General features: G+C 75.2%; 7 protein-coding genes. 5 read left to right on the top strand and 2 right to left on the bottom strand.

Annotation, left to right across the window (positions count from 1 at the left end):
• On the bottom strand, positions 1-694 hold a 694-nt coding region (locus ACFV4N_RS39965; RefSeq protein WP_499677893.1), incomplete at its 3' end, for a helix-turn-helix transcriptional regulator.
• 142 nt (positions 695-836) lie between these two features.
• Here ACFV4N_RS39965 and folE point away from each other — a divergent pair.
• The 5 genes from folE (at position 837) to ACFV4N_RS39940 (ending at position 4172) form a co-directional block, all read left to right on the top strand.
• Positions 837-1457: a GTP cyclohydrolase I FolE gene (gene folE, locus ACFV4N_RS39960; RefSeq protein WP_499677892.1), complete on the top strand. Its 621-nt coding sequence runs from the start codon at positions 837-839 to the stop codon at positions 1455-1457.
• Between the two features lie 42 nt (positions 1458-1499).
• The gene (locus tag ACFV4N_RS39955) at positions 1500-2735 is read left to right on the top strand and encodes an NAD(P)/FAD-dependent oxidoreductase (protein ID WP_499677891.1); all 1236 of its coding nucleotides are present in this window, start codon (positions 1500-1502) and stop codon (positions 2733-2735) included.
• Between the two features lie 127 nt (positions 2736-2862).
• Entirely contained in the window at positions 2863-3345 is a 483-nt protein-coding gene (locus tag ACFV4N_RS39950) for an RrF2 family transcriptional regulator (RefSeq protein ID WP_499677890.1), read from the top strand.
• On the top strand, positions 3342-3773 hold the full coding sequence (locus tag ACFV4N_RS39945; RefSeq protein WP_499677889.1) for a group III truncated hemoglobin: 432 nt from the start codon (positions 3342-3344) through the stop codon (positions 3771-3773). Before ACFV4N_RS39950 ends, ACFV4N_RS39945 begins: the two co-directional genes overlap by 4 nt.
• Before the next feature lie 123 nt (positions 3774-3896).
• Positions 3897-4172: a DUF3040 domain-containing protein gene (locus tag ACFV4N_RS39940; protein WP_499677888.1), complete on the top strand. Its 276-nt coding sequence runs from the start codon at positions 3897-3899 to the stop codon at positions 4170-4172.
• 77 nt (positions 4173-4249) lie between these two features.
• On the opposite strand, the gene ACFV4N_RS39935 is transcribed toward ACFV4N_RS39940, so the two are convergent.
• On the bottom strand, positions 4250-4678 hold the full coding sequence (locus tag ACFV4N_RS39935) for a MarR family winged helix-turn-helix transcriptional regulator (protein WP_499677887.1): 429 nt from the start codon (positions 4676-4678) through the stop codon (positions 4250-4252).
• Positions 4679-4819 lie beyond the last annotated feature (141 nt).

The following is a 4819-nucleotide window of genomic DNA, read 5'->3' as shown; positions in this document are numbered from 1 at the left end:
CCAGCAGGCACAGGTTCATGCCGCACACGAGTTCGGTGTGCTGCCGCGCCAGGCTGTGGAAGGGGCAGTTGCCCAGGACGATGGCGGAGTCGGAGGCGCGCGGCTCGAACCCGAAGTCCTCCAGGGCGCGCATCGCGGTCGGTCTGCCGTCATGGGGCTCGGCGCTGCTGCGGCGTTCCCGGCTGTCGCCGGGCTCCGGGTTGTCGCGCGGCTCCGGGTCGCCGGGGTGCTCCGGGGCGTCGTGCGGCTGCCGGGCCTCGCGCGAGGCCCGGCCCATCTCCCGGCCCAGGTCGTGGGCGCGCCGGTGCAGCACCGCGCGCGGCGGTTCGCCGGTCGCGTCGGCTTCGGCGAGGGCGTCGGCCAGCAGCAGCCCGGCCAGCTCGTAGCGCCGGTCGGGCAGGGAGACCGCGATCTGCTCCGCCGAGCGCCGGTAGAGCTTGGCCGGTCGCCCGGCACCGGGGCCGGTGCGCCCGCTGCGGCGCTCGTGGACGACCTCCAGCAGCCCCTCGGAGGCCAGGCGGTCGAGGTGGAAGGCGACCGTGGTGCGCGGCGCCCCGACCGCCTCGGCGGCCTCGTCGCGGCTCACCGGCGCGGGGTGGCGCACCACGAAGTCGTACAGCCGGCGCCGGGTCGGCTCGTCGAGCGCCGCCACGGCGGAGACGTGCGACGACCGGGGCTGGGCGGCTTCACCCATTCTAAAACCCACTTCTATTGACGAAATCTCGCGCTGACTTCTAAGGTTAGCCGAAGTTGTCGATAGAAGGAGGAGTCATGGCCACCGAGGTGTCCGGCCCCGTGGGCCGACGGGATCGCGCCGGCCGTCGGGGGTGGTCGGCATGAGCGCCACGGCGACCACGACCGAGCAGCCACCCCGGCGGTTGCAGGTGGTCCACGGGCGCGGTGGCGTGGACGTGGAGGCCGCCCGGCGCGCCGTGGCCGACCTGCTGGCGGCGTTGGGCAGGGACCCGGCGTCGGAGCACCTGGCCGACACCCCGGAGCGGGTCGCGCAGGCCTACGCCGAGCTGCTGACCCCGCGCGAGTTCGACCTGACGACCTTCCCCAACGACGAGGGCTACGACGAGCTGGTCCTGGTCCGGGGGATACCGGTGCAGTCGCTGTGCGAGCACCACCTGCTGCCGTTCCACGGCGTGGCCCACGTGGGCTACCTGCCCGGCGCGCGCATCCTCGGCCTGTCCAAGCTCGCCCGCGTGGTCGAGCTGTTCGCCCGCGACCTCCAGGTGCAGGAGCGGCTGACCAAGCAGGTGGCCGACTGGCTCCGGGAGCACCTGGCGCCGCAGGGCGTCGGCGTGGTGGTCGAGGCCGAGCACCTGTGCATGTCGCTGCGCGGCGTGCGGGCCGCCGGCTCCCGCACCGTGACCTCGACCCTGCACGGCCTGCTGCGCGAGGACGCCCGGTCCCGGCAGGAGTTCTTCGCCCTGGCGGGCGTCAACCGGTGAGCGACCCGTGCGGCTCGTCCGCACCCGCGTGAGGAGAAGGCAGTGGTCACCGAGCAGGTGTTCGTCATCGCCGGAGCCGGGCTCGCCGGTGCGAACGCGGCGCAGGCGCTGCGGGAGGCGGGCTTCGCCGGGCGGGTGGTGCTGGTGGGGGACGAGGTCGAGCGGCCCTACGAGCGCCCGCCCCTGTCGAAGGGCTACCTGCTCGGCGACCAGGACCGCGCCGCCGTGCACGTCCACGACGAGCGGTGGTACGAGGACAACGCGGTGGAGCTGCGGCTCGGGCGGGCGGTGACCGCACTGGACCGCGCCGACCGGCACGTCGTACTCGCCGACGGCGAGCGCGTCGGCTACACCCGGCTGCTGCTGGCCACCGGCTCGTCGCCGCGCCGCCTGTCCGTCCCGGGCGAGGAGCTGCCGGGCGTGCACCACCTGCGCCGCCTGGACCAGGCCGACCGGCTGCGCGAGGCGCTGACCCCGGGCAGCCGGGTCGTCATCGCCGGGGCCGGGTGGATCGGGCTGGAGGTCGCCGCCGCCGCACGGGCGCGCGACTGCGCCGTCACGGTGGTGGAGCCCGCCCCGACCCCGCTGCACGCCGTGCTCGGGCCGGAGCTGGGTGGTTTCTTCGCCGACCTGCACCGCCACCGCGGCGTCGGGTTCCGCTTCGGCGGCCGCGTCACCGGCATCCGGGGCGACGGCGCGGTCTCGGCGGTCGAGCTGGCCGACGGCGCCGTCCTGCCGGCCGACGCGGTGGTGGTCGGCGTAGGAGCCCGCCCGAACACCGCGCTCGCCGAACGCGCCGGCCTGACCGTCGACGACGGCGTCGTCGTGGACGCCGCGCTGCGCACCGACGACCCGCACGTCTTCGCCGCCGGCGACGTCGCCGCCCACCCGAGCACGCGCTACGGCCGGCGCCTCCGCGTGGAGCACTGGGCCAACGCCCTGAACGGCGGGCAGGCGGCGGCCAGGTCGATGCTCGGTCAGGAGACCGCCTACGACGAGCTGCCGTACTTCTTCTCCGACCAGTACGACGTGGGGATGGAGTTCGCCGGCTGGTTCGCCCCCGGCGGCTACGACCGCGTGGTCACCCGGGGGTCCGTCGAGGAGCGGGCGTTCCACGCGTTCTGGCTCGCCAGCGGCCACGTGGTGGCGGGCATGCACGTCAACCTCTGGGACGACGGCATCGGCGACGTCCAGGACCTCGTCCGGAGCCGCCGACCGGTGGACCCGGACCGCCTGGCCGACCCCTCCGCCCCGCTCGCCGACCTGGTCCGCGCCTGACCGCGCGAGGTCGCCGCGACGGGGCCTCGGGTCGACGCCGTCACCCTGCCCGCCCGTCCGGCGCGCCGCCGGGCTCGCGGAGCCGGCAAAGAGGTATCCGAATTACCTCTTTCGCTATGGTCGTGCGGTGCACCTCAACCGGTCGACCGACACCGCCCTGCGCGCGGTGATGCTGCTCGCCTCCGGCGGGGGCCGGCTCACCGTCGACCGGCTGGCCGACGCGCTGGACGTGCCGCGCAACCACCTGGCCAAGCTCGTGCAGCGCCTGCAACGCCACGGGTTCGTCGTCACCGCGCGCGGCCGGGTCGGCGGGGTCGAGGTGCCCGAGGGCGCCCTGGACGCGTCCGTGGGCGCGGTCGTGCGCGCGCTGGAGGGTGACGAGGAGGTCGTGGACTGCGAGGGGCAGCCGTGCCCGCTGCGCGGCGGTTGCCACCTGCGCACGGCCCTGCGCCAGGCCCAACAGGCGTTCCTGGCGGTGCTGGACGGGGTGACCGTGCGGGCGCTGGTGGCCACGCCGACCGGTCCCGCGCTGCTCGGCCTGACCGCGCCCGCCCTGACCGCGCCCGCCCCGCTCGGGACACCCGCGCCCGTCGCCGCGGGGCGACCGTGACCGCCGACCGCGACCTGCGCGACCGGCGGGACGCGCTGGCCCTGGTGACCGAGTTCTACCGGCGCGCCTACGGCGACGGGCTGCTCGGGCCGGTCTTCCGCGACGTGGCCCGCCTGGACCTCGCGGCGCACCTGCCCGTGATGGCCGACTTCTGGGACACGGTGCTGTTCCGCGCCGGCTCCTACCGGGGCAACCTGCTGCGCGTGCACGTGGCCCTGCACGAACGGGCGCCCCTCGCGCCCGCCCACTTCTCGCGGTGGCTGGCGCTGTGGAACGCCACCGTCGACGACCTATTCGCGGGGGAGAAGGCCGACCTGGCCAAGTCGCAGGCCGAGCGGATCGGCCGGTCGATGACCCGGCGCCTGCGGGGCGAGGACGCCAGCGAACTCGTCGCCATCCGCCGGCGGGACCAGGTCGGAGAACCCTGACCAAGCCGGACCAGGCCGATCTATCGGGATGTCGCGCCCGCCCGCCGCACTTATATCGTGTTACGATACTGTTGGGCGGTCGGGAACCGGCCGCAGCGGGCGAGCACGGGAGGTCGGTGCGTCGTGCCCGGCGAACGCGAGAGCGAAGCGCTGCGTCAGATCCAACGCCGGCTCTGGGACGAGGACCCGGAGTTCGCGCACTTCCTGGAGAGCTCCCAGCGGCACCTGCGATCGGGTCCCCGGCGGCGCGTGCCGGCCTTCGTGGTCGACCTCGCGGGCCTGCTCGCGATGTTGATGCTGGTCCTGGGCCTGCCCGTCGCCGCGCTCGTGTTCGCCGCGGCGGGCGTGCTGGCGTGGGTGGTGCGCCGCCGGGCCGCGTTGCCCGGACCCCGCCCCTGATCCCCTGACACCCCTGGCGCCGCCGTGCCCGGCGTCACCGCCGTCGACGCCGGGCCCGGCCCGACCCGGCGACCGGGTCAGACCTCGTCCCAGTCGGGCAGGGTCAGCGTCGAGCCCATGCGCCGCAGCTCGTCCCGGTGCAGCGTGCTCAGCCGGGTGAGGACCTGCTGCCCGTGGTCGGTCAGCTCGACCCGCACCACGCGCGCGTCGGAGGGGTCGGGCGCCCGCCGCACGAGGTCCTGCGCCTGGGCGCGGTTGACCAGTTCGACGACGCTGTGGTGCCGCAACTGGAGGCGCTCGGCCAGTTCCCGCACCGTGGCCCACTCCCGCTCCGGGAAGCCCTTGAGCGCCAGCAGGAGCTGGTACTGCTGCGGCGTCAGGCCGTGGCCGCGCACCGTCTCCTCGCTGAAGCGCAGGTAGCGGCGGATGCCGAAGCGGAACCGGGCCAGCGCCTCGAAGTCCTGTTTGGTCAGCGGCTCCGACCCGGGCTCGTCGTCCGTGCTCACCGGTGCATTCCACCACGTGGCCGCGCGGGTGGCGGCGTCCGCACCACCACCCGCGCGGCGCGGGCGCGTCAGATCACGCCCAGGGCCAGCATCGCGTCGGCGACCTGGATGAAACCGGCGATGTTCGCGCCGGCCAGGTAG

Origin of the sequence: Actinosynnema sp. NPDC059797 (assembly GCF_042732085.1) — a bacterium.
Lineage (GTDB): Bacteria > Actinomycetota > Actinomycetes > Mycobacteriales > Pseudonocardiaceae > Actinosynnema.
Note: the sequence above shows the minus strand (reverse complement) of the source record. Positions and strands in the feature narration are given on the sequence as shown.